General features: G+C 73.1%; 19 protein-coding genes. 8 read left to right on the top strand and 11 right to left on the bottom strand.

Annotated features, from left to right (window positions below):
- Window positions 1-9: 9 nt before the first annotated feature.
- The 9 genes from IE275_RS06480 to IE275_RS06440 form a co-directional block, all read right to left on the bottom strand.
- Complete coding sequence (locus IE275_RS06480) at window positions 10-1,698, bottom strand: thiamine pyrophosphate-binding protein (RefSeq protein ID WP_189708480.1); 1,689 nt, start codon at window positions 1,696-1,698, stop codon at window positions 10-12.
- Window positions 1,695-3,092, bottom strand: coding sequence for an aldehyde dehydrogenase family protein (locus tag IE275_RS06475; RefSeq protein WP_189708478.1), 1,398 nt, complete (start codon window positions 3,090-3,092; stop codon window positions 1,695-1,697). The genes IE275_RS06480 and IE275_RS06475 overlap by 4 nt, the downstream gene beginning before the upstream one ends.
- 168 nt (window positions 3,093-3,260) lie before the next feature.
- The gene (locus IE275_RS06470) at window positions 3,261-4,322 is read right to left on the bottom strand and encodes a LacI family DNA-binding transcriptional regulator (RefSeq protein WP_189708476.1); all 1,062 of its coding nucleotides are present in this window, start codon (window positions 4,320-4,322) and stop codon (window positions 3,261-3,263) included.
- Window positions 4,323-4,607: 285 nt separating this feature from the next.
- Window positions 4,608-7,097 (bottom strand): beta-galactosidase, encoded by a 2,490-nt coding sequence (locus tag IE275_RS06465; protein WP_189708474.1) that lies wholly within the window; start codon window positions 7,095-7,097, stop codon window positions 4,608-4,610.
- A complete protein-coding gene (locus IE275_RS06460) occupies window positions 7,097-8,851 on the bottom strand; it encodes a glycoside hydrolase family 35 protein (protein ID WP_189708472.1) in 1,755 nt (584 codons plus the stop codon). The genes IE275_RS06465 and IE275_RS06460 overlap by 1 nt, the downstream gene beginning before the upstream one ends.
- A 292-nt stretch (window positions 8,852-9,143) precedes the next feature.
- A complete protein-coding gene (locus IE275_RS06455) occupies window positions 9,144-10,337 on the bottom strand; it encodes an MFS transporter (RefSeq protein ID WP_373299177.1) in 1,194 nt (397 codons plus the stop codon).
- A gap of 494 nt (window positions 10,338-10,831) precedes the next feature.
- On the bottom strand, window positions 10,832-11,026 hold the full coding sequence (locus tag IE275_RS06450) for a DUF397 domain-containing protein (RefSeq protein WP_189708468.1): 195 nt from the start codon (window positions 11,024-11,026) through the stop codon (window positions 10,832-10,834).
- A gap of 45 nt (window positions 11,027-11,071) precedes the next feature.
- Entirely contained in the window at window positions 11,072-11,266 is a 195-nt protein-coding gene (locus IE275_RS06445) for a DUF397 domain-containing protein (RefSeq protein WP_189708466.1), read from the bottom strand.
- A complete protein-coding gene (locus tag IE275_RS06440) occupies window positions 11,263-12,174 on the bottom strand; it encodes a helix-turn-helix domain-containing protein (protein WP_229870125.1) in 912 nt (303 codons plus the stop codon). Before IE275_RS06440 ends, IE275_RS06445 begins: the two co-directional genes overlap by 4 nt.
- A gap of 161 nt (window positions 12,175-12,335) precedes the next feature.
- Here IE275_RS06440 and IE275_RS06435 point away from each other — a divergent pair, with 161 nt between their 5' ends.
- Window positions 12,336-13,679: an acyltransferase family protein gene (locus tag IE275_RS06435; protein WP_189708464.1), complete on the top strand. Its 1,344-nt coding sequence runs from the start codon at window positions 12,336-12,338 to the stop codon at window positions 13,677-13,679.
- Between the two features lie 70 nt (window positions 13,680-13,749).
- Here IE275_RS06435 and ku read toward each other — a convergent pair whose 3' ends face one another.
- Window positions 13,750-14,838 carry a non-homologous end joining protein Ku gene (ku, locus tag IE275_RS06430; protein ID WP_189708462.1) on the bottom strand — a complete coding sequence of 363 codons (1,089 nt, stop codon included), beginning with the start codon at window positions 14,836-14,838 and terminating at the stop codon, window positions 13,750-13,752.
- A gap of 155 nt (window positions 14,839-14,993) precedes the next feature.
- Here ku and ligD point away from each other — a divergent pair, with 155 nt between their 5' ends.
- Entirely contained in the window at window positions 14,994-15,884 is an 891-nt protein-coding gene (gene ligD / locus IE275_RS06425; RefSeq protein ID WP_189708460.1) for a non-homologous end-joining DNA ligase, read from the top strand.
- 237 nt (window positions 15,885-16,121) lie between these two features.
- Here the strand turns inward: ligD and IE275_RS06420 are convergent, their stop codons facing one another.
- Window positions 16,122-16,925 (bottom strand): nuclease-related domain-containing protein, encoded by an 804-nt coding sequence (locus IE275_RS06420; protein WP_189708459.1) that lies wholly within the window; start codon window positions 16,923-16,925, stop codon window positions 16,122-16,124.
- Window positions 16,926-17,058: 133 nt separating this feature from the next.
- Between IE275_RS06420 and IE275_RS06415 the strand changes: the two genes are divergently transcribed.
- The 6 genes from IE275_RS06415 to IE275_RS06390 all read left to right on the top strand — a co-directional run bounded on the left by IE275_RS06415 (window position 17,059) and on the right by IE275_RS06390 (window position 23,493).
- A complete protein-coding gene (locus tag IE275_RS06415; protein WP_189708457.1) occupies window positions 17,059-17,565 on the top strand; it encodes a protein-tyrosine phosphatase family protein in 507 nt (168 codons plus the stop codon).
- Window positions 17,566-17,653: 88 nt separating this feature from the next.
- Window positions 17,654-18,454, top strand: a complete 801-nt coding sequence (locus IE275_RS06410; RefSeq protein ID WP_189708454.1) for a hypothetical protein — start codon at window positions 17,654-17,656, stop codon at window positions 18,452-18,454.
- A complete protein-coding gene (locus IE275_RS06405) occupies window positions 18,451-19,695 on the top strand; it encodes an ATP-binding protein (protein ID WP_189708452.1) in 1,245 nt (414 codons plus the stop codon). The genes IE275_RS06410 and IE275_RS06405 overlap by 4 nt, the downstream gene beginning before the upstream one ends.
- A 248-nt stretch (window positions 19,696-19,943) precedes the next feature.
- Window positions 19,944-21,329: an FtsW/RodA/SpoVE family cell cycle protein gene (locus IE275_RS06400; RefSeq protein WP_189708450.1), complete on the top strand. Its 1,386-nt coding sequence runs from the start codon at window positions 19,944-19,946 to the stop codon at window positions 21,327-21,329.
- 118 nt (window positions 21,330-21,447) lie between these two features.
- Entirely contained in the window at window positions 21,448-22,905 is a 1,458-nt protein-coding gene (locus IE275_RS06395; protein WP_189708448.1) for a peptidoglycan D,D-transpeptidase FtsI family protein, read from the top strand.
- Between the two features lie 45 nt (window positions 22,906-22,950).
- Window positions 22,951-23,493, top strand: coding sequence for a DUF3291 domain-containing protein (locus IE275_RS06390; protein ID WP_189708446.1), 543 nt, complete (start codon window positions 22,951-22,953; stop codon window positions 23,491-23,493).
- Window positions 23,494-23,528: the final 35 nt, after the last annotated feature.

Below are 23,528 nucleotides of genomic sequence, written 5' to 3'. Positions count from 1 at the left end.
CGGTCGTCGTCAGTAGCCCGCCGCCTCGATCCCCAGCGGTACGTCGTCGTCCGGGACCGGGACCCTGATCAGGGAGAAGCGGCCTTCGCGGGCCCGGTGTCCGGCCTGGTGGAGGGCCGTGTCCAGGGACTCCTCGTCGTGGACCGTCGTGCCATGGCCGCCGAAGGCCCTCGCCAGGTGGTCGGCCGGGGCGTCCGGGTCCCACGACGTGCCGATGTGGGGTCCGTCCGCTCCGGCGCGCAGCCGGCGGGGCCAGCCGAAGCCCTGGTTGTCGAGGACGACGACGATCACGCCGAGGGCGTGGTGGCGCAGCGCGTCCAGGGCGCCGACGCCGAGGCGCAGCGCGCTGTCTCCGGTGACCAGGACGACCGGCTCGTCGGGGCGGGCCAGGGCGGCGCCGATGGAGGCGCCCGCGCCGAAGCCCATCATCGTCTGTTCTCCGGGGCAGACCGGGCGTGCGCCATGGGCGACCGTGAGGACCGGGTAGTGGTAGGTCCAGATGTCGTGCAGGCCGTTCTCCTGGACCAGGAGGGTGTGCGGGCCGAGGATCCGCGACAGCGCGCGCAGGGTGGCGCGTACCGGGGAGGTCGCGAAGTCCGCCTCCGTGTGGACCCGCTGCGCTGCGGCGACCCGGTGCTGGAGGCCGGTCCAGGCCTCCGCCTCGGGGTGCGGGGTACGGGGACGGCTTCTCAGGCGGGTGCTCAGCTCCGGTACGGCCAGATGTACGTCGCCCAGGAGCGGGTGGGCCACCGGGCAGCCCTCTCCGAAGGCGACCGGTGACCGGTCCACCTGGATGACCGGTGCCGTCCGCCAGGACGTCCAGCCCATACGGGCCGTCTCCTCCAGTTTGGAGCCGAGGACGAGGATCGTGTCCGCCGATTCGAGGAGGTCGGTGGCCGGGGGCGTGGTGTAGAGGCCGAGGAGTCCGAAGGAGCGCGGGTGGCGTTCGTCGACGGCCCCGCGGCCGGCCGCCGTGGTGAAGACGGGGGCTTCCAGAAGGTCGGCCAGTTCCTCCACGCCCTGGAGGTCGTGCGGCCAGCGGGTGCCGCCGCCGGCCACGATCAGGGGGCGGTGGGCCTTGCGCAGCGCCTCGGCCGCCTCGTCCAGGTCGTCCGGGGGCGGGAGCGTACGCAGGTGCCGTACCGGGAGGGGGACGGGTGGCTCCTCGGGCTCCGACCCGGTCAGTTCGTCCGCGATCTCCAGGACCGTCACGTCCGGGCGGCCGTTCACCGCCCGGTGGACCGCCTGGCGTACGGCCCAGGCGACATGGTCCGGGTGGTCCGCGCGGTGGGTCCACCCGGCCAGGCGGTCGATCATGGCGAGCTGGTCGACGTACTGGAACGCCCCGCGGCCGGTGTTCTCCCTCGGGACGGCGGTCGTGATCACCACCAGGGGTACGGAGAGGGAGGACGCCTCCAGGAGGCCGGCCAGCGCGTTGGTGAAGCTGGGGCCGGAACTGAGGGCCAGGACGGTGGGTTCGCGGGCGGTGAGGGCGTAGCCGGTCGCCGCGCAGGCGGCCGTGCGCTGGTCGCCGATGACCGTGACGTCGAGGCCGGGGACGGCCGAGGCCGCGTCCAGCAGGCCCGGCTCGTCGGAGGGCAGGCCGAAGACGCGGCGTACGCCGGAGTGGGCGAGGGTGCGTGCCACGGTGTGCCAGCAGCCGGGGCGGTGCGGGTGAGCGGGGCGGCCGGTCGTCATGCTCGGGGTCCTTCCTCGGGGCGGGTCCTGCCGAGTTCGGCCGAGAGGAGGAGGGGGCGGGCCGAGAGTGTGCCGTGGGCGCGTACGTGGGCGGCGTCCGGGCCGTAGCCGCCGAGAGGCTCGTTGCCGTTCTCGGCGTCCAGGGCGGTGCGGGAGTCCAGGGCCACGCTGGTGCCGAGCCGGGGGTGGGGGGAGGGGTGGATGGAGGGGTGGGGGTGATGAGAGGGGTGGGTGGGGGTGGGGTGGATAGGGGTGGGGTGGAGTCCGGGTTCGCCGTAGAGCGAGACGTACATGCCTCTGCGGCGTTCCGCCGGGGTGTGCAGCCAGCGCAGGACGTCCGCGGCGGCGGTGTAGCGCATCACGCAGACGACGGGGGCGAAGAACTCGGGGGGTAAGAAGGAGTCGTCCCAGGCCAGGTCGAGGAGGGTGGGGGTGATGAGGCCGGCGCGGTGGTCGGTGGTGCCGCCCTCCCGGACGCGGTCACGGTGGGCTTCGAGGAAGGCGGCCGCCTGGCGTACGGCGTCCGGGTAGCACAGGGGGCCCACGCTGGTGGCCGGGTCGGTCAGGGGGCCGACCGGTACCGCGCGGAGCGCCTCGCGCAGGGCCGTGAGGAGGTCGTCCGCGATCGTGTGGTGGGCGAAGACGACATCGGGGCAGAGGCAGTCCTGGCCGGAGTTGTGGGTGCGGGTGCGGACGATGTCCCGGGCGGCGGTGGAGAGTTCGGCATCGGGACCGACGACGATCGGGTTCGGGCCGGAGCCGAAGGCGAGGAGGAGGGTGCGGGACGGCAGGCGTCCGCCGACGTCCTGGGCGTTCTCCGGGCGGCCGTTGAAGACCACGGCCTCCGACCGGGCGCAGCGCGCGATGAATTGACGTTGCGTCACGTCGGTGAGGTCGATGGGGTGGTGGTTCCGGAACGCGGGGTCGGAGGTGATGATGCGGTGTATCTCCCTCGACTCCTCCCCCACCCTGCGGGACGGCCGCATCACGATGCGCTGCGCGAACCGGCTCGGTATCAGTCCGAAGAGGACGTACGAGTAGAGGATGTTGTTGGAAGGGAGGAAGACGCCCAGTTCCGTGATGGCGCGCGGGCGGTGGGCGTCGATCTCCGCGCGGGCGCCGCGCAGGGCGGCTAGAGAGCTGTCGAACTCCGCGGTGGCGGCCTCCTGCGTGGCGATGGAGCCCAGCGCGGCAAGGAGTTCGGCGCGGTTGCGGTGGAGGACGGACGTCGCCGGGTCCGCCTGGTCCGGTGGGTCCGCCTGGTATGGCGGGGGCGCCTGGTTCGGCGGGGGCGCCTGGTTCGGCGGGGGCGTGGGATTCGGCTGGTCCGTGTGGTGCGTGTGGTGCACGTGGTCTGTCTGGTCCGCCTGGTCCATGAGGTGCGGCTCGGGCATGGTTCCTCCTGGCCTCGGACGGCGAGTTCGCCTCGGGTATCCGGTGGTTATGCCGTGGGGGTGTGCCGTGGGCGTGATGTACCCGACAGGTGCGGGGTCCACGCACGCGCAGGTGCCGAGCGGGTGTGCGTCGTACGGGTGAACGAATCGAAGCGGACGGGCGGCGCCTCAGCCGGCCGGCCGGGTGCTGTGGCGGACGCGCAGTTCCACGGGTACGAGGGTCAGGGGCGGCTCGGGCGGCGACGCGTCGTCGATGCGGCGCAGAAGGACGTGCAGGGAGCGGGTGCCGATGTCGGTGAAGTCCGTACGGACGGTGGTGAGCGGCGGGAGGAAGTGGGCCGCCTCCGGAATGTCGTCGTAGCCGACCACGCTCACGTCCTCGGGGACCCGGCGGCCCGCCTCGTGCAGGGCGCGCAGGACGCCCAGGGCCATCTGGTCGTTCGACGCGAAGATCGCGGTGACGGTGGGGTCCTTCGCCAGCTCGCGGCCCAGGTCGTAGCCGGAGTCGGCGCTCCAGTCCCCGATCAGGGGGGCGGGGATCTCGGCCCCGGCCGCCTTCAGCGTGTCCCGCCAGCTCTCCGCGCGGCGGTCCGCCGAGGTCCATCCGGTCGGGCCCGCCACATGCCGGACCGTGGGGTGGCCGAGGGAGAGGAGGTGGCGAGTGGCCAGGCGGGCGCCGGTGCGGGCGTCCGAGGTGACCACGGGGGTGCCGTCGCCGAGGTCGTTGTCCATGACGACCAGCGGGATGTCCAGGCGGGCCTCCGCCAGGGCCCTGGCCACCCACAGCTGCGGGGCGATCGCGATCACGCCGTCCGCGCCCTCCGCCGACAGCCGGTCCGCGGCCTGGAGCACCGTGTCCTTGTCGGCCGTGTCCAGGGCGATCGAGCTGAGCAGGTAACCCGCCTCCTGTGCCGCGGTGTTGATGGCGGTGAGGGTGGAGGCGGGACCGTAGCGGGCCGCGTCGAAGGAGATCACGCCGAGCATGCGGGTACGGCCGCTGGCCAGCGAACGGGCACTGCGGCTGGGGCGGTAGCCGAGGGTGCGCATGGCCGCCAGGACCGCCTCGCGGGTCTCGGCGCGGACGGCCGGGTTGTCGTTGAGCACCCGGGACACAGTCTGCTTGGAGACACCGGCCAGCTTCGCCACGTCGTCCATCACCGGACGGGCGCCCGCGAAGTTGCGGCGGCTGCGGCCCTTGGTCGCCGGGCCGTCGGCGGCGCTTGGGGTCATGGGGGGAGCTCCGCTTCCTTCGGCCTGGTGTTCGCGTCTGCCGGCTGGTGCAGTGTGCCGTGTGCCGTGTGCCGCGCGGAGCAGGCCGGTTCTGTCCGGCCCTGCCGTGCCCTGCCCGGCGGGACCCACAGGATAGGCCGGGAGGCACGGGCGGGGGCGGGGAGGCGGGGGCGGAAGGGGGAAAGCGGGGGTGGAGGGGGTGGATCGGTGGGGTGGGTGGAGGGGGGTGGGTGGGTGGAAGGGGGTGGATCGGTGGGTGGGGGGTGGGGTGGGTGGGGGTGGAGGTCAAGGGGTTTGGCGCAGCGTCCACCTTCGGACTGTCACGAACTCCGCCGCCCGGACCTCCGCGACCTCGGGCTCCGGGGTCTCCTCCGGAATGTGGACCTTCGCCCCGGCGGCCAGGGGCAGGATCCTCACCGTCAGCGGTGTGCCCGAGGGGAGACGGTCCAGGGACATGTCCCACGGGCGGCCCGTGAAGAACTGGTCGGCCACCAGCTCGTCCCCTGCGTACGCCCGTGCCGTGTCCCCCGTCCAGTGAAGGCGGAGGAGGGTGGTGCCCTCCGGGGTGGTGCTCGCGGGTGGGAGGTCCACTCGGTAGACGGCCGCGGTGGTGTCGTAGTGGTGGTCCGCCGGGGCGCTCGCGCGGTTCAGGGGGCCCGTTTCGGGGGTGGGGGGCGGGCCCGGTCTGGTGAGGAGCGTGAGGGTGGGGGTGGAGGGGGCGGGGGTGGTGGATGTGGTGGGTAGTTCCGGGTCGGGGAGGAGGGTGTAGCGGGTCAGGACGCCGTCCTGGCTCTCCTTCACCGTCGCTCCGGGGGCCGTCGGCGGGTGGTGCGGGGCGGGGAGGACGGAGAGGGACGCGGACTCGGCCGGGGAGCGGGTGTGGAGTCGTACCTCGTCCGCCGGCTCGTCGAAGACCACTCCGGCCGTGGCGAGGACCAGGCGTTGCGCACCCCAGGCCTCGCCCCGGTAGGCTGTACGGGCCGTTGCCGCGTCCAGGACGAGGAGCGCGACGGTTCGGGGGGTGTCTCCGGCGCCCCTGCCGGGTTTCCCTGTGGTTGCGGCTGTGGTCGGCTCCGGCTCCAGTTGCACTTCGATCAGTGCGTTCGTGCCCGGGGTGATGCCGGTGATCAGGATGCGGTCTTCGGTGGCCGTCGTCCGGGCGCCCTCGGGGGTGACCACCGATCTCACCGTGCTCGCGTCCAGGGCGACTTCCGGTGCGATGCCGTCCGTCGCCGCCAGGACCAGGACCGTGCGGTCGGCGTCGCCGTCGCCATCGGGGTCGGGGTCGGTGACCGTGCAGATCGGCTGTGCCGTGGCCCAGTCCACGCGGAGGCCCGCCACCTCCAGGCGCAGGGGCCAGCAGAAGTAGGCTCCCGCGGGGATCGTCACGGGGGTGCTGGGCAGGGTCAGGGGTGCGCTCTCGGGGAACTCCACCCTGAAGCGGGTCTCCGGGTGGTCCGGGAGCGGCTCGTGCGGCTGGTGGTTCGTGACGAAGAGGAAGCCGGACGCCCTGCCGTCCGTACGGACCGCCCAGCGCAGGGTGTCCCGGTCGTGCTGGTCCCGCGGACCGGCCTCCGGCAGCGCCGACTCCATCGGGGCCAGCGTCGCGCCGAAGTCCGCCAGCATCAGGTGCTGAAGGCGCAGTTCGTCGTACGACGGGCGGTACTGGCCGTACTCGCCGAGCGGCGCCTGGAAGTCGTACGTCAGGACCGGGAGGTCGTTGGGGTAGGCGGTGGCATGGGACTCCTGGAGGGTGGACAGCTCGCCCTTGGGATTCGTGCCGCCGTGGAACATGTAGTAGCCCTGCCACACCGAGCCGCAGCCGATCTTGGTGAGGGCGAGGGCCCCGATGTCCCGCGCGTCGACGCGCGGGCGACGGTGGTACGCCACGGCCATGCCGCCGCCCAGTTCGCAGGTCGCCCACGGGAAACGGGCCGTGCGGGACTCGGGGTCCGTGCCGCGAACCGTCGTCGGGCGCAGGTCGGCGCCGATGCCCTCGTCGTCGCGCTGGTGGGTGAAGAAGAAATGCTTGCGGCAGGTGTCCGGCCAGCCCGCGTCGGACTCCGTCCAGAACGCCTCCGGGTAGCCGCCGTAGAGCGGGAGGAGTTCGTCGCCCGGGAGCTGGACCCCGCCCCACGCCGTCGAGGTCCACAGCGGGGCGCTCAGGCCGGCCTCCTGGGCCATGCGCTTCAGCGTCAGCAGGTGGTCCGGGCGGTCGTACAGCTCGTTCTCGATCTGGATGGCGACGACGGGGCCGCCGTTCGCCCGTTCCAGACCGCGCAGCTGGGCGGCGATCGCCTCGAACCACGGGCGTACGGCGGAGAGGTACGCCGGGGCGTCCGTGCGGGTCGCCGTGGTGCGGGCCAGGACCCAGTCCGGGAGGCCGCCGTTGCGGACCTCCGCGTGGGCCCAGGGGCCGATCCTGGGGATGAAGTCGAGGCCGTGGCGGGCGCAGAGCCGGGCGAAGCGGCGCAGGTCGCGGTCGCCGTCGAAGCGGATGCGGCCCTCGGTCTCCTCGTGGTGGATCCAGATGACGTAGGAGGCGACCGCCGTCACTCCGGCCGCCTTCGTCTTCAGCAGCTCCTCCTCCCAGTGCCGGGCCGGGTGGCGGGAGTAGTGGAACTCGCCGGAGACCGGGAACCAGGGGCGGCCGCCTCGGGTGAGCCAGCGGCTGGTCACCTCGATGGGGTCGGGGACGCCGGGGGCGTCGGAGAAGGGGAGGTGCCCTCGTAACGGGGGTGCGGCGGCCGCCGGGACGCGGATGCGGTGCCTCATCAGGACCCCGCCGGGCCGAGGTCGGGGGTGTCGGTGAGGTGGGCGTGGCGGGTGGTGGTGCCGTGGAGTTCGAGGAGGATCAGGTCGTTGCTGCCGGGGCGCAGGACCGGGGCCGGGACGTAGAGCGTGCGCTGGGGGCCTCGGTTCCAGTAGCGGCCCAGGGGGAAGCCGTTGATCCACGCCTGGCCCTTGGTCCAGCCGGGGAGGGCGAGGAAGGCGTCGGCCGGCTCGGTGACGTCGAACGTACCGTGGTGGAAGGCCGGTTCGCGGGAGACGGGAGCGGTGGCCGGGGCGAACGTGGTCGGGTCCGGCGGCTCCGCCAGGGGCAGGGGGTGGCAGTCCCAGTCCCGGAGGGGCTCGCCGTCGAGGCTCACCGGGCCGAGCAGGCCCTTGGGGACTCCGATGCGGGGGCCGTAGTTCACCCGGCCCTGGTTCTCCACCAGGACGTCGAGGACCGCGTCCCGGCGGGGGACGTGGACCGGCAGCGTCTCGTCGTAGCGCTCGCGTTCGAGGACACCGGCCGGGGCGCCGTCCAGGAAGACCTGGGCCCGGTCGCCGACTCCGCCCTCGAAGGCCAGCAGGCCGGCTCCTTCGGCGGGGACCGTGGTGCGGTACAGGACGTATCCCGCCCGTTGCCCCAGCTCGTCGGCTGTGAGGGGGGCGGTGGCGCGGACGGCGGGGCCGAGGTGCGAGAGGAGGGGGGCGCTGGTGGTCAACTTCAGGGTGGTGAGGGGGAGTTTGGGGGTCGGTGCGGGGGTGGGGGTGGGTGGGATCTCAGCGTGGCGGGCCAGTACCTCGCGGAACGCGTGGTACTTCGGGCCCGGGTCGCCGCTCTCGGTGAGCGGGGCGTCGTAGTCGTACGACGTGACGGTGGGGACGTAGGCGTGGTGGTGGTTGGCGCCGCTCGTGAAGCCGAAGTTGGTGCCGCCGTGGAACATGTAGATGTTGACGGAGGCGCCCGCGGCGAGCAGGCGGTCCAGGTCGGCGGCCGCGTCGGCGGCGTCCCGGCCGTGGTGCGGGCCGCCCCAGTGGTCGAACCAGCCGATCCAGAACTCCCCGCACATCAGGGGCCCTTGGGGCTGGTGTTCGCGCAGGCGGGCCAGGGAACGGTCGACGCGGCTGCCGAAGGTGCCGGTGGCGAGGACGCCGGGGAGGGTGCCGTTCTTGAGGTGGTCGCCGTCGGTCTGGTCGCAGGTGAAGAGGAGCTCCTCGATGCCCCGGGAGCGGAGCGATGCCTCCAGGTGCTTGAGGTAGGCGATGTCGTCGCCGTAGGCGCCGTACTCGTTCTCCACCTGTACGGCGATGACCGGGCCGCCCGCCGCCGCCATGTGGGGCAGGAGCGGGGGGAGGAGGAGGTCCAGGTAGCGGTCCACGGCGCCGGTGAAGCGGGGGTCGCTGGTGCGCAGGCGGATGGTGGGGTCGGCGGTCAGCCAGTACGGGAGGCCGCCGCCGTCCCACTCGGCGCAGATGTACGGGCCGGGGCGGAGGAGGACGTGCAGGCCCTCGGCGGCGGCCAGGCGGAGGAAGCGGGGGAGGTCCAGGAGGCCGTCGAGGTCGAGGGTGTCGGGGGTGGGCTGGTGGAGGTTCCAGGGGATGTACGTCTCGACGGTGTTCAGGCCCATCAGGCGGGCCTTGTGGAGGCGGTCGGACCACTGGTCCGGGTGGACGCGGAAGTAGTGGAGGGCGCCGGAGAGGATGCGGAACGGTTCGCCGTGGAGGAGGAAGCCGTCGTTCGTCGTCGTCAGGGCGGGCATTCGGGTCCCTTCGGGGGTCGGGTGGGGGGTGGGGTGGGGTGGGGTGGGTGGACAGCGCTGATCGTCGGGTGTGGGTCGGGGTCGTGGCGGTGCGGCGAGCCCGTCGCGTGTTGGGCGTACTGCTGCCTGCTGCCACAGTCCGACCCGGCAGTGACGAGCTGAGCGACGGGCTGCGCCGCACCGCCACGACCCGCTCCCGTGGTACGGCGACCGCGGGTGCGTCGGGGTGTCCGGATCGCCGAAGCCGTCGCTCCCGCCTTGTGGCGGCCGGCGGTGCGTCGGGGTGTCCGGCTCAGCGGGGCGTCGCGCGGATCAGCCAGCGTGTCGCGGCCAGGCAGGTGGCCGAGACGGCCGCGAGGAGGAGGGGTACGGCGGTGACGCTCGACCACTCGATGACCTTGCCGAGTGCCGGGCCTGCGGCCACGCCGCCGACCATGGAGGCGGCGATGACCAGGGCGCCGGCGCGGCGGGCTCGGGGGGCGGCGCGGTTGAGCCAGGGGAGGCCGGTCGGGAAAATCGGTGCGATGAAGAGGCCTACGCCCGCGTAGGCGTACGGGGCCAGGTTCGGTACGGCGGCCAGGAGGAGGCAGGCCGTCATGCCGGCGCAGGAGGCCGTGATGATGGTCTGGGCCGAGAAGCGCAGGGTCAGCGGAACGACCAGGAAGCGGCCGACGGTCATCATCAGCCAGTAGACCGACGTGGCGGTCGCGGCGATGCCCGCGCCGTAGCCGACGGTTTCCAGGTGGGTGGGTTCCCAGCCGCCGACACCCGCCTCGATGCCTACGTGCAGGACGTAGAGGACGACGAAGACGGCCAGTACCGAGCGCAGGGCGTGGGTGGCGGGGGTGTCGCTCCGGGGGCCTTCGGTGGGTTGGGGGGTGTGGTCGCGTACGCCCCGGAGGCAGAGGAGGAGGGGGAGGTTGGCCAGGGCGAAGGCAAGGAAGATCGCCGGGTAGTGGTCGGCACCGACCGCGCCGATCAGGGCCGGGCCGAGGATGGCGCCGATGCCGAAGTGGGCGTTGAGGATGTTGAGCATCGCGGTGGAACGGCGGCCGAAGCCGACGGCGAAGAGCTGGTTGAGGCCGTAGTCGATGCCGCCGAAGCCGAGGCCGGCGAGGAGGGACGCGGTGAGGGCGAGGGGCCAGTTCGGGGCCAGTGCGAAGCCTGCGGCGCCGGCGGCCATCAGGAGGTAGGAGGTGCCGAGGATGCTCCGGTTGCCCGTGCGGCCGTAGAGGCGGTCGAAGAGGAGGACGCCGGCGACCCCGCCGACGAAGTGGGCGCTCAGGGCCAGTCCGGCGGTGGAGGGCGAGAGGCCGTACTCGTGGCGCAGGGCCGGGATGGCGGGGCCGTACAGGGCCTGGAGTGCGCCGATGAGCATGAAGCCCGTGCAGGAGGCGACCACGGCGGCCGTGCTGAAGAGAGTGGGGGCGGTCTCCGCCGCGCTCGGGGGTGTGGGGGTGCGCTGTGCCAGGGGGCGGTCGGTCACGCGGACTCCGGGGCGGACGGCCCACGACGGTGTGGGTGCGGGTGGTGATGCTCCGACGAGCGTCGATGTTACCGGTAACATTCGGTGCGTCAAGGGGGCCGGGGTGATGTGAGCGGCCGGGCAGGCGGCGGGCTCAGCCCGTTGATGGAGGAGGGCGTCGCCGAGCGTTTCGCGGTGCCCTGGTGACGGCGGGCCGAGTTGCTGGACAAGACCGGCGAGTCGGCGCGGCCGCGGCACATTCCGCGAGCGGACGCCCGCTGGCGGGTCGCCCTGCTGCGGGCTGCCCACGCCGCGGCCGCCCGGCGGGCAGTCGTCGGCTCCGCCAGGGACCGGGGATACGGGGCGCGACCGCTTCGAGTCGGCCGGGGCCTCCGTGGAGGTGGTCGACGGGGTCAAGGTCGGGTTCGAGACGGAGACACCGCTCACTCCCCCGGCGGTCTGACCCCCGACCCCGACCGTGTCGGCCGACCCGGCGCAGGACGACTGAGGGTTCGTCAGCCCTGTGCCACGAACCGTACGAACGCGGCCCACCGCGCCGACGCGAACGCCAGTTGGGCGCGGGTGGGCGCCTTGGAGTCGCGGATGTGGGTGGTGCCGGGCGTGGCGGCGGCCTCCAGGCATTCGCCGCCCTCGGCGCCGCTGTAACTGCTCTTGAACCAGGCGAGATGTGCGGATTCAGCGGTGCTCATCGGTCTCCCCGCGTGCTCTCGAGCCCACTTGGGCCTACGTGGTCCTCAGCCTTGCGCCGCGAACCGTACGAACGCGGCCCACCGCGGGGTCGCGAACGCCAGTTGGGCCCGGTCGGGAGCCTTGGAGTCGCGGATGTGGATAGTGCCGGCTGTGGCGGCGACCTCCAGGCAGGCACCGCCCTCATTGCCGCTGTAGCTGCTCTTGACCCAAGCGAGATGTGCGGGCTGCGGAGTGCTCATCGTTCTCCCACCATGCTCTCGATCAGGGCGACGGACTCCTGCATGGTGAGCGCCTGCGCCCTGATGCTTCCGTACCGTGCGGCCAGGATACGTACCTCCTCGGCGTCCGTTGTGAGTTGCGCCGAGTCCTGCGCCTCCGTGTAGCCAACCTGACGCTTCCCCTTGGGAGTCAGCAGGATGAACGCTCCTCCCATACCGGCGTGCTCGGTGCGGTTCATCGGCATCACCTGCAGCTCCACACTCCGCAGGGAGGCCAGCCGGATCAGCTGCTCCAACTGCTCTTGGTGGACCTCGGGCCCTCCGAGCGGTCGTCGCAACACCGACTCCTCAATGACGGTGCTGATCATGGTCGGAGGCCAGCAGGTCAGGATCTCCTGCCTCGCCAGCCGTGCCGCGACCCGCTGCTCGATGGTCTCTTCGTCCAGTAGCGGCCTCCTCATCTCGTACAGCGCCTGAATCCGATGTTTCGTCTGGAACAGCCCCGGGATGTCGTGGCAGCTGTAGTCGTTGATCTCGACCGCACTCCTCTCCAGCCGCGCGTAGTCCTTGAACCACGCCGGATGCCGTACCCGGGCCTTCGCCTTCGCTCGCTCGATGTCCTCGACGAGTGCCTTCAGCAAGCCTCCGGCGTCGAGGAGTTCGTCGGCGGCTTCCAGGAACTCCCGCTGAGGCGTCCGCACGCCCCGCTCCAGCGCGGAGACCAGGTCCGGACCGTATCCGAGCCGGTCCCCCACGTCCCGCTGGGCGAGGCCGGCTCGTTCCCTTAGCAGTCTGACCTGCCGGCCGACCGCCCGGTTGAGGTCGTTGAGCTGCTCGACCTCGTCGTAGGCCTCGGCGGCCGTCACGTCCTCGGCCTGCTCCGACACCGTCACTCCCGACCCCTCACTCTCCGTCCGAAGGATCCCCACGCGGATGCAGAGTAGAGCAGCCCGAACACGCTCCGTGACGGAAAGTCACAGATCTCCACCCCCGGGTGGAGCCTGCGGTTCCAGGTTTCGTGACGGGCACGGGTTGGTTGCGACAAGGGCTTTCGGGTGTGCGGGAGTTGGGGGGACGGGAAGCTGCGGGCATGAGTCGGGACCGGTACGTGGACTTTCTTCGGGCGTGGGCGATTCTGCTCGTCGTCCTGGGGCACTGGCTGATCACCGGGCTGGTCCGGCGGCCGGACGGGACGATCGTCGCGCCGGAGCTGCTGGCGACGGTGCCCTGGACGCAGTGGCTGACGCTCGGCTTCCAGATCATGCCGCTGTTCTTCCTCGCGGGAGGGTACGCGGCGGGCGGCTCCTGGGAGCGGGCGCGGGCGGCCGGCGGGACGGCGGCCGGGTGGGTGGGGCAGCGGGCGGTACGACTGCTGCTGCCCACGGCCGTGTACAGCGGGCTGGTGCTGCTCGCGGTGGGGGTCTGCGCGGCGGTCGGTGTGGATCCGGGCACGCTCGCGCTGGTGGGGTGGGCGATGGCCATGCAGTTCTGGTTCCTGCCGGTGTATCTGCTGCTCAGCGCGCTGACTCCGGTGCTGTACGCGCTGCATCGGCGGGGCGGGCTCGGTGTCCCGTTCGGGATGGGGGTGGCCGGGTTCGGCGTCGGTGTGCTGGTCGTGACGGTGGACGGGCCGTACGCGGAGGCCGTCGGGGCGCTCAACCACCTGCTGGTGTGGGGGGTCGTGTACCAGCTCGGCTTCTGCTGGCGGGAGGGGCTGCTGGGCAGGGGGCGGGCGGTGCCGGCCGCGATGGCGGCCGTGGGCGGGGCGGGATTCGCGCTGCTCGTCGGGATCGGGCCGTTCCCGGTCAGTCTGATCCTGGTGACCGGGCAGGACGTCAGCAACACCAATCCGCCGTCGGCGGCCATGCTGGCCTGGGCCGTCGCCCAGGTCGGGCTGGCGCTGCTGGTCGCGCCCGTCCTGCGACGGGGGTTGGGGCGGGCGCGGGTGGGGCGGGCCGTGCGGGGGCTGGGGGCCGCGAGCATGACGCTGTACCTGTGGCACATGCTGCCCGTGCTGGTGATCGCCGCCGCGTTCTATCTGACCGGGCTGGCTCCGCAGCCCGACTACGGCTCGGCGGGCTGGTGGGTGCTGCGGGGGCCGTGGCTGGTGGTGCTCGGGGTCGTGCTGGCCGCGGTCGTGCGGGGGCTGCGGCCGGTGGAGCGGCGGCTGGCACTGACGGAGGCGCGGGTCCGGCCGGGCGCGGGCGTGCGGGGCGTGGGCGGCTGGCGGGTGTGGGCGGGTGTCGGGGTGAGCGCCGGTGCGCTGACGTACTTCGCGGGGCACGGGTTCGCCTACGGGGGGCGGTTCCCCGTGGCGGCGGCGGTGGGGTTGGGGGTGGGGGTCGCGCTGGTGACGGTTCCGTGGGGGTGGGGGGAGACGGGCGGGGCCGGGGTGCGGGGCGGGGCCGAGGGGGCGCTGGAGCGGGTGGGGTGAGGGGGCGGGGAGCACCGGGTTCCCCGGGTCGTACGGCGTGATCCGGGGGCGAGGGGCCGGGTTCGGGCGGTCAGGCCGTGCGCTTGCGTGACGTCGTCTTCTTCGCCGGTGTCTTCTTCGCGGTGGTCTTCTTGGCCGCGGCCGTCCTCTTCGTGGCCGAGGTGCTCTTCGTCGTCGACGTGCTCTTCGACGCCGTCGTCTTCTTCGTGGCCTGCGCCGTCTTCGACGTCGTCTTTCTCGCGGTGCCGGAGGAGGCCGACTTCTTCGCGGTGGACGTCGACTTCTTCGCATCCGTCCGCTTCGGGGCCGCACGGGCCGACTTGCGTTGCGGGAGGGCTCTGACCTCGGCCTCTTCCGCCGCGGCCTGTCCCGCCGGCTCCTCGCCTCGCGACTGCTTCGCCGCGCGCACGCTCTTCTCCAGCGCCGCCATCAGGTCCAGGACCTTGCCGCCGGACGGTGCGGTGGGGGCCTCGGGGGGTGCCTCGCCGGCCGCCTTCGCGGCGACGAGTTCCTCGACCGCCTCGCGGTACTGGTCGTGCAGGTCGTCGAGGTCGACCTCGCCGAGGGTGTCCATCAGGGCGTCCGCGAGGTCGAGTTCCTTGTCACGGACGGTGACCGGGGTGTCCGGGGCGACGCCCTCGGGCGCGCGGACCTCGTCGGGCCAGAGCAGGCCGTGCATGGCGATCGCGTCGCCGACCACGCGGAGCATGCCGAGCCGTTCCCGGCCGCGCAGGGCGTACTTCGCGATGGCGACCTTGTTGCTGCGCTTCAGCGCTTCCCTGAGCAGGGTGTACGGCTTCGCGGCGGGGGCACCGCCGGCCTGGAGGTAGTACGCGGCGTCCATCTGGAGCGGGTCGATCCGGTCCTCCGGCACGAAGGCGACGATCTCGATCGTCTTCGCCGTGGGGATCGGGAGGTGGGACAGCTCCTCGTCGGTGATCGGGATGATCGTCCCGTCGGCGTCCTCCCACCCCTTGCCGATCTCCCCGGAGCCGACCTCGCGGTCCTCCAGTTCGCAGACCTTGCGGTAGCGGATGCGGCCGCCGTCCTCGGTGTGGATCTGGCGGAAGGAGATCGTGTGGCTCTCGGTGGCGTTCACCAGCTTGATCGGGATGCTGACGAGGCCGAAGGAGATGGCACCGTTCCATATGGATCGCACGTGCAGCACCCTCCTGGGCGGTCGGGGGTCGCGGGTCGGGGGTCGGGAATCGGCGGTCGATCGCCGGGGGTCGGTGGCGGCGGTCGGTCGCCGGGGGCGGTGGTCGACGGGAACACGGTGGGCGTTATCTGCCGTTTTCGTGTGATTCTCATCGTATGACGCCGATCACAGAGGTGGAGGGGCGGAGGCTCGCGCTCAGCAATCTGGAGAAGGTGCTGTATCCGGCGACCGGCTTCACCAAGGGCGAGGTGCTGCACTACTACGCGACCGTGGCCGACGCCCTGCTCCCCCATCTGCGGGACCGGCCGCTGTCCTTCCTGCGCTATCCGGACGGGCCGGACGGGCAGGTGTTCTTCGCCAAGAACGTGCCGCCGGGAACGCCCGAGTGGGTCACCACCGCCGAGGTGCCGCGCTCGGAGGGGCCGGCCCGGATGGTGCTCGTACAGGATCTGGCCACGCTGGTCTGGGCGGCGAATCTCGTCACCGAGTTCCATACGCCCCAGTGGGTGATCCAGGAACCCGGGCAGGCCGACCGGCTTGTTTTTGACCTCGATCCCGGTGCGCCGGCGGCCGTCGCCGAGTGCTGCGAGGTCGCGCTGTGGCTGCGGGAGCGGCTGGCGGCCGACGGGATCGAGGCGTACGCGAAGACATCGGGGGCGAAGGGGCTGCATCTGCTGGCGGCGGTGCGCGGGGCGTCGTCCGAACGGGCCACCGCGTACGCGAAGGAGCTGGCCGTGGAGGCGGAGCGGGCGATGCCGCGGCTGGTGGTGCACCGGATGACGCGGAGCCTGCGGCCGGGGAAGGTGTTCGTCGACTGGAGTCAGAACGCGGCGCGCAAGACCACGGCCACGCCGTACACCCTGCGGGCGCGGGCCGAGCCGACCGTGTCGGCGCCGCTGATGTGGGAGGAGGTGGAGGAGGTCACCGAGTTCCGGGGGCCGGAGCGGCTGGTGCTGCGGGCGCCGGACGTGGCGTCCCGCGTCCACGACCACGGCGATCTGCTGGCCCCGCTGCTCGACGCGGACCGGGCGGCGCCGCTGCCGTGAGGGCGGGGGGCTGCGCCGCTGCCGTGAGGACCGGGGTCGTGCCGCTGCCGTGAGGGCCGGGCCGCGCCGCCCCCCACCCCCCGAGGGCTCCGCCCTCGAACCCCCCAGGGCCCACGTCCCAGACCCCCGCTTCGGCCCTGGACGTCGTCCTCGAACGCCGGACGGGCTGAGGCATCCGGCCGGGGCCGGACGGCCGAGCGGCGGCGAAGCCCCCTCACGCGCCGTACGGCGCCCCCCTCACACCCTCCCCCACGTCCTCCGGTCCCGCGCCATCGCGTGCAGTGCCTCCACGTCCGCCGGCTTCAGGATGCCGCCCAGGCGGGCGAGGTCCGGGAGGTCGGTGTCGGTGAGGACGCGGACCTCCCGGGGTGGGCTGGTGAAGGAGATGTCCGTGGGGCCCACGAGGGCCAGTACCGGGCGGACCTCGGCGGTCAGGGCGTAGGAGGCCCGGTCCGCCTCGGCGCGGACGCGGCGCAGCAGGGGTTCGGGATCGCGGCGGCCCAGGGCGAGCAGCGGGTCGGCGACGCGTACCCGCTGCTTGCGGGCGTGGAGCGTGTGGACCGCGAAGAGGCCGCCGGGGCCGATGGCCAGGTGGTGGAGGCGGTCGCCGCCGGGGAGGGGGATCGAGTGCAGGGTGTGCCAGCCGGCGCCGTCGAGGCCGTCCAGGAGCTCGCCGACGGTCTGCTCGGCCGCGAGCGCGCGCCGGCGCGGGTCGGTGCGGAGCCGGTGGGCGGGGCCCGGGTCGCGGTCCAGGGCGACCAGGAGGGCCTCGCCGGGGCGGTTGGGCGCCAGGTCGTCGTCCGGGGGGAGGGTGAGCCGGGCCAGCTCCGCCGGGGTCGGCACCGGCGGTGGGCCGACCGTGACCGGGCCGGTCAGGAAGGGGCCGAGGGCCTCCAGTACGTCCGCTCTGCGGTCGTCGCTGAGCAGGTTGACCCTGGCCGTCTCACGGTCGTACCAGGCGATGTTCCTGCCGTCCGTGAGGCAGACGTAGAGACGTTCCTGGCCATGTCGCCAGGTCGGTATGACGCGCAGTCCGCTCATGCACCATCACCCCTTGACCATGGGAACAGGCCGCATGCTCCACGGGCAAGAAGGCGGTTACCTTTGGAGGGAGTTGGGCAGTCCCTCCAGAAGCATGTCGCAGGCCCTCGGGCAGCGCGTTGGGGAGGCGCCGTTGCGGACCCGCAGAAAGCAACCCGACGTACCGGCGCCGGACGGCCCGTGGGACGAGATCGTGCCCGGCCTGTGGATGGGCGGCCACGAGTTCCGCGGGCGCTCCGGCCGGCTGGAGTCCGCCGTGGTGCGTGATGAGTTCGATCTTGTCCAGACGTTGCTGCGGCAGCCCGGGCACGGGCCGGACCCCGGTGTGGAGCACCAGGTGTGGCCGATTCCGGACGGTCCGCTGGACGGCACCCAGCTCGCGGGGGTGATCCGGCTGGCCCAGGCCGCGGGCGACGCGCTGGACGCGGGCCGCACGGTCCTCGTCCGTTGCTACAGCGGATACAACCGCTCGGGGCTGGTGGTGGCGCACACCCTGACCCGCCGGGGGCACTCGGCCGACGAGGCGATCCGGCTGATACGGTCGCGGCGCTCACCGTGGGCCCTGCACAACGAGCTGTTCGTCGAGTACCTGCGGGCGGGGCTGCCGACGGCCAGGCTGCTGGAGGAACTGGCCGAGTGACCATGAACAATCGTTTCATCCGCAGCCACCCGCCCGGTACGCAAAAAGGACTTCCCTACGAATAAGGTGTACGGGGCCCCGCATCACCATGCACCACAGGAGTTCCGTGCCGCCCCGTCGCCCCACCCGCACCGCCCTCGCCGCAGTGGCCGTCGTCCTGCTGGGCACGGCCGCCGCGGCCTGCGGTGACGCCGGCGGGCTCCAGGGCGCGGGGGCCACACCGACCGCGGTCAGCCCGGACAAGCTCTGGCCGGATCTGACCCCCGCCTCCAGCCCGGCCTTCGAGCTGGGCGAGGTGGAGACCGAGGTGGTGAAGGGTGTCACCGTGCCCGGCGGCGACATCCGCACGGTGGACCCGGTGGAGGTGGTGCGCAAGGAGATCGCCGCGCATCCGGGCGACTACGCCGACGGGACGTACGGCGAGACCGCCCGGCGGATGGCCGACTGCGGGCCGCACGACGAGGACGGGAGCCGGTGCCCGGTCCTGCGGGCTTACTACCGCGACCTCACCGGCGACGGCCACGACGACATGACCCTCGGCTTCCGCCAGCTGCCCGGCAATCTGACCGCCGTCCGCGTCTACACCGTCCGGGGGGACCGGCTCGTCCAGGTCATGGCGTACGAGGACGCGGTGAGCGGGGTCGAGCTGGCCCGCCGGGCCGTGATCATCCGGGCCCCGTCGGAGGTCGCCGGGTACGAGTACCGGCTCCAGTGGACCTGGGACCCGCAGCAGCGCGCGATGCTGCTCACCCACGACGAGATGCTGCGGACCGGCGACCCGAAGCGGTCACCCCGCCCGACGGGCTCGGCCGGCCCCTCCTCCGCCTTCTCCTCCCGCTCGCCCGCCCCCTCCTCGGCCGCCCCCTCGACCTCCGCGAGCGGCCGATGAGGCTCGCGCTCCCCCGGTGGTCCGGCACCCTCGCCGTGAAGGCCGCCGTGTTCATCACGGTGATGTGCTGTGCGCTCGCCGCCCTGCTCGGCGTCCTGGTGCATGTCTCGGTGACGAACCAGACCGTCGGCCAGGCCCGCGACCTCGCCCTGTCCCGGCTGGACGACGCGACGACGGCGTTCGAGGCCGGGGACACCCTCGGCCCCGGCGCGGGCGTCGACCCGCCGGGGCTGCCCGCGTCGCTGCGGACGCTGGCCCTGTCCGGGGAGCGCGGCACGCTGGTCGCCGACCACCGGGGGCGGCCCACGATGTGGGCGGCCGGTCCGGTGGACGGCGACCGGGCCCTCGCCGTCCAGGTGGACTACGCGCAGAGCGCCCGCACCATCGAAGGACTGGACCGCGCGATCCTGTGGTCGTCCGGGCTGGCGATCGGGGCGACCCTGCTGGTCGGCGCGTTCGCGGTGACCCGGGTGACCCGGCGCCTGCACACCACCGCGCGGGTCGCCCGGCGGATCAGCGCGGGCGACCTGGACGCCCGGGTGGACGACCCCCGCACGAAGGAGCCGGGCCGGCCGCAGGACGAGGTGGCCGCGGTCGCCGCCGCCCTCGACACCATGGCCGCCACGCTCCAGGGCAAGCTGCTGAGCGAGCAGCGCTTCACCGCGGACGTGGCGCACGAACTGCGTACTCCGCTGACCGGGCTGCACGCGGCGGCCGAGCTGCTGCCGCCGGGCCGGCCGACGGAGCTGGTGCGCGACCGGGTGGCGGCGCTGCGCACCCTGACCGAGGACCTGCTGGAGATCTCCCGGCTGGACACCGGCCGGGAGCGGCTGGAGCTGGACGCGGAGGAGCTGCGGGCGCTGGCCGGCCGGGTGGTGCGGGCGTCGGGGAGGACGGACACGGAGGTCCGGATCGTCCGGGACGCGCGCGTGGAGACCGACCGGCGGCGGCTCGAACGGGTGCTGGGCAACCTGGTCGCCAACGCGCACCGGCACGGGCGGGCGCCGGTGCGGCTGACCGTGGACGGCGCGGTGGTCACCGTACGGGACCATGGGGACGGCTATCCGGAGTACCTGCTGGTCCATGGGCCGCAGCGGTTCCGCACCGAGGGCGGGTCGAAGGGGCACGGGCTCGGGCTGACCATCGCGGTCGGCCAGGCCGAGGTCCTGGGCGCCCGGCTGACGTTCGCCAACGCCGCGGACGGCGGGGCGGTCGCGACGCTGACGCTTCCTTCGGCGTAGCGAAGGGAGCGGGTGCCCGCGCCCCGATGGCCCAGCGTGACGGGCGGCGCCTGAACCGTGCCCCTAATGTGGCGACGAGTCAGTTTCGTACCCCGCACGGAGGTCTCGCCATGTCCCTGGAGTCAGGGCGGCGACGGCAACGACGACCGGCGCCCGCACGGCGACCCCATCGGCGAGGCGTCGCGCCGGTGCTGACACGACACCATGCCCAAGGCTCACAAGGAGCCCTATTTGGGTAAGTTCCGGACATGACGAGAGTCGGAGTCGGCGCCGGGACCGGTGCCCGCATCACCGTGGCGGCAGCCGACGCTCCCGCCACCGCGGGCCGCCTCCCCCGGCCCCGCGGCATCGAACTGGCCCTCATCGTCCTGGCCGTTCTGCTGTCGGTGTACGGCTACTGCGCGGTCGGCATCGCGAAGAACGGCACCGTCCCGCCCGGCGCCGCCGGCTACGGCGCCGGGCTCGGTGTGCTCGCGCTGCTGGCGCACTGCGCCGTACGGGTGCGCGCCCCCTGCGCCGACCCGCTGCCGCTGCCCATCGGCGTGCTGCTCAACGGGATCGGCCTGGTGCTGATCTACCGGCTGGACCTGGAGACGCCCGGCGACCGGGGGGCACCCGCGCAGCTGGTGTGGTCCACCCTCGGCATCACGCTCTTCATCCTGGTCGTGGCAGCCCTGCGGGACCACCGGGTGCTCCAGCGGTACGCGTACGTGTGCGTGGTGGCCGCGCTGGCCCTGCTCACCCTTCCGATCTTCTTCCCCGCCGTGAACGGCGCCCGGATCTGGGTCCGCGTCGCCGGGTTCTCGCTCCAGCCCGGCGAGTTCGCGAAGGTGCTGCTCGCGGTGTTCTTCGCCGCGTACCTGGCGGCGAACCGCACCGCGCTGGCGTACGCGGGCCGCAAGATCTGGTTCATGCAGCTGCCGACCGGCCGGGTGCTCGGCCCGATCGTGGCGATCTGGCTGATCAGCGTGGGCGTGCTGGTCCTGGAACGGGACCTGGGCACGTCCCTGCTCTTCTTCGGCCTCTTCGTGGTCATGCTGTACGTCGCCACCGGCCGCACCGGCTGGATCGCCGTCGGTCTGCTGCTGGCGGCGCTGGGCGCGGTCGCCGTGGGCCGTCTCGAACCGCATGTCCACGGGCGGATCGAGGACTGGCTGCACCCGTTCGCCTCCATCGAGGCGGGCCTCGGCCCCAATCAGCTCGCCCAGTCGCTCTTCTCCTTCGCGGCCGGCGGCATGCTCGGCACCGGCCTCGGCCTCGGCCACTCCCATCTCATCGGCTTCGCCGTGAAGTCCGACTTCGTCCTGGCGACGGCGGGCGAGGAACTGGGCCTGGCCGGACTGTCGGCGCTCTTCCTGCTGTACGGCCTGCTGGTGGAGCGCGGCTACCGGGCGGGCCTCGCCCTGCGCGATCCCTTCGGCCGGCTGCTGGCGATCGGGCTCGCCTCGATCGTGGCGCTCCAGGTGTTCGTGATCGCGGGCGGGGTGACCGGGCTGATCCCGCTGACCGGTATGGCGATGCCGTTCCTGGCGCAGGGCGGTTCGTCGGTCGTCACCAACTGGGCGATCGTGGCGCTGCTGATCCGGGTGAGCGACTCGGCCCGGCGGCAGTACGACGGAAAGGCGGCTCCATGAGTCCCACCGGTCCCAGAAGCACCACCGGCCCCAGAAGCACCGGGAGCACCGGAAGCCTCATGAGCATCAGGAGCCGTACGGCGGTCGAGCGGGGCGTCATGGCCTCCCGGGCCGCGCGGTGACCCGGTACATCCGGCACGCCGCCGTCTTCTGCGCCCTGCTGCTGCTGGCCCTCCTGATCAACGCCCTGCGCGTCCAGGTCGTCGAGAACGAGGCCTACGACGGCAACCCGGCCAACCGCCGGGACTCCATCGCCCGCTACGGCCGGCCCCGCGGCGACATCCTGGTCGGCGGCGCCCCGGTGACCGGCTCCCGGGACACCCGCGAGCAGCTGCGCTACGAACGGACGTACCGCGACGGGCCGTTGTACGCGCCGGTGACCGGCTTCTCCTCGCAGGAGTACGGGACGACGTTCCTGGAGCACACCGAGGACGGGGTCCTCTCCGGCACCGATCCGATGCTCGCGCCGTTCCCGCTCTGGAACGACGTGACCCGGGGCCGGCCGGCCGGCGGGAACGTCGTCACCACCCTCGACCGCCGGGCCCAGCGCGCCGCGTACGACGGGCTGCGGGGCCGCAAGGGCGCGGTGGCGGCGGTGGAGCCGGCGACGGGGCGGATCCTGGCGCTGGTGTCGAGTCCGTCGTACGACCCGTCCGTGCTGTCCGGGAACGACGCCGGGGCCGAGCGGGCCTGGGCGCGGCTGAACGGCGATCCGGACCAGCCGATGCTCAACCGGGCGATCCGGCAGACGTATCCGCCGGGGTCGACGTTCAAGGTGGTCACCGCGGCGGCGGCGCTGGACGCGGGGGTGATCACGGACCTGGACGAGCCGACCCGCTCCCCGGCCCCCTACCGGCTGCCCGGGACCAGGACGCGCCTGACGAACGCGGGCGACGGCTGCCGGGACGCCCCGCTGCGGGCGGCCTTCGTGTGGTCGTGCAACACGGTGTTCGCGAAGCTCGGCGTGGATGTGGGGCTGGCCCGGATGACGCGTACGGCGGCGGCGTTCGGCTTCAACGACGCGGACGTGCGGATCCCGTTCTCGGTCGCCACGAGCACCTTCGACACCTCGCTGGACCGGGCGCAGCTGGCCCTGTCGTCGATCGGGCAGTACAACACGCGGGCGACGCCGTTGCAGATGGCGACGGTGGCCGCGGCAGTGGCCGACGGGGGGCTGGTGCGTGAGCCGTATCTGGTGGAGCGCACGACCCGCCGGGGCGGGGCGACGGTGGCCACGGCCGGGCCGCGTCCGGCACGTCAGGCGATGTTGCCGTCCACCGCGCGGCGGATGCGGGAGCTGATGGAGGACGTGGTGCGGGAGGGCACCGGGACGAACGCGGCGATCCCCGGGGCGACCGTCGGCGGCAAGACCGGCACGGCCCAGCACGGCGTCGGCAACGCCGGGACGCCCTACGCCTGGTTCGTGTCGTGGGCGCGGGGCGAGCGGGAGATGGAGCCCGGGGTGGCGGTCGCGGTGGTGGTGGAGGACGGGTCGGCGGTCCGTGGCGACATCACCGGGGGCGGGATGGCGGCGCCGATCGCGCGGGCGGTGATGGCGGCGGTGCTCAGCCCGTGAGACGGGGGGTTTCCGAAGCGGACAGGAGCGTCCTACGGTGCGCGCATGACTGAAGCCGCGCACGAAAACGCCCCGGAATCCGCTCCCGCATCGTCCGCCCCCGAACTCGCCCAGGTCAACATCGCCCGCCTCAAGTTCCCGTTGGACTCACCCGAGTTGAAGGACTTCGTCGACGCCCTCGACCCGGTGAACGCGGACGCGGAGGCCGCGCCCGGTTATGTGTGGCGGCTCCAGTCGGAGGGGGGCGACGCCACCGACATCCCGGTCTTCGGCGACTCCTGGCTGATCGTCAACATGTCGGTGTGGCGGGACACCGACGCCCTGACCGCGTACATGTACCAGGGGCGCCACCGCGAGATGCTCTCCCGCCGGCGGGAGTGGTTCGAGCGGGTGAGGGAGGCCATGGCGGTCCTGTGGTGGGTTCCGGCGGGGCACCGGCCGACGGTCGCCGAGGCCGAGGCGCGCCTGCTCCACCTGCGGGCGCACGGTCCGACGCCGTACGCCTTCACCCTGCGGACCTCCTTCCCGCCGCAGGGCGCGGAGCCGGTCTCCTTCGCGGTGCCGGAGGAACTGGGCTGCTCCGTCTAGACCGGACCCGGCCCGGAGGAACTGGGCTGCTCGGT

Origin of the sequence: Streptomyces phaeofaciens (assembly GCF_014648915.1) — a bacterium.
In the GTDB taxonomy this organism is placed as follows: domain Bacteria; phylum Actinomycetota; class Actinomycetes; order Streptomycetales; family Streptomycetaceae; genus Streptomyces; species Streptomyces phaeofaciens.
Note: the sequence above shows the minus strand (reverse complement) of the source record. Positions and strands in the feature narration are given on the sequence as shown.

Excerpts from the sequence above, each read along its gene's own strand:
- IE275_RS06420 (WP_189708459.1), bottom strand. The coding sequence starts at position 16,925 with ATGAGCGGACTGCGCGTCATACCGACCTGGCGACATGGCCAGGAACGT.
- IE275_RS06465 (WP_189708474.1), bottom strand. The coding sequence starts at position 7,097 with ATGAGGCACCGCATCCGCGTCCCGGCGGCCGCCGCACCCCCGTTACGA.
- IE275_RS06475 (WP_189708478.1), bottom strand. The coding sequence starts at position 3,092 with ATGCCCGAGCCGCACCTCATGGACCAGGCGGACCAGACAGACCACGTG.
- IE275_RS06480 (WP_189708480.1), bottom strand. The coding sequence starts at position 1,698 with ATGACGACCGGCCGCCCCGCTCACCCGCACCGCCCCGGCTGCTGGCAC.
- IE275_RS06405 (WP_189708452.1), top strand. The coding sequence starts at position 18,451 with ATGAGGCTCGCGCTCCCCCGGTGGTCCGGCACCCTCGCCGTGAAGGCC.
- IE275_RS06460 (WP_189708472.1), bottom strand. The coding sequence starts at position 8,851 with ATGCCCGCCCTGACGACGACGAACGACGGCTTCCTCCTCCACGGCGAA.
- IE275_RS06400 (WP_189708450.1), top strand. The coding sequence starts at position 19,944 with ATGACGAGAGTCGGAGTCGGCGCCGGGACCGGTGCCCGCATCACCGTG.
- IE275_RS06470 (WP_189708476.1), bottom strand. The coding sequence starts at position 4,322 with ATGACCCCAAGCGCCGCCGACGGCCCGGCGACCAAGGGCCGCAGCCGC.
- IE275_RS06445 (WP_189708466.1), bottom strand. The coding sequence starts at position 11,266 with ATGAGCACTCCGCAGCCCGCACATCTCGCTTGGGTCAAGAGCAGCTAC.
- IE275_RS06390 (WP_189708446.1), top strand. The coding sequence starts at position 22,951 with ATGACTGAAGCCGCGCACGAAAACGCCCCGGAATCCGCTCCCGCATCG.
- IE275_RS06410 (WP_189708454.1), top strand. The coding sequence starts at position 17,654 with ATGCACCACAGGAGTTCCGTGCCGCCCCGTCGCCCCACCCGCACCGCC.
- IE275_RS06450 (WP_189708468.1), bottom strand. The coding sequence starts at position 11,026 with ATGAGCACCGCTGAATCCGCACATCTCGCCTGGTTCAAGAGCAGTTAC.
- ligD (WP_189708460.1), top strand. The coding sequence starts at position 14,994 with ATGACGCCGATCACAGAGGTGGAGGGGCGGAGGCTCGCGCTCAGCAAT.
- IE275_RS06435 (WP_189708464.1), top strand. The coding sequence starts at position 12,336 with ATGAGTCGGGACCGGTACGTGGACTTTCTTCGGGCGTGGGCGATTCTG.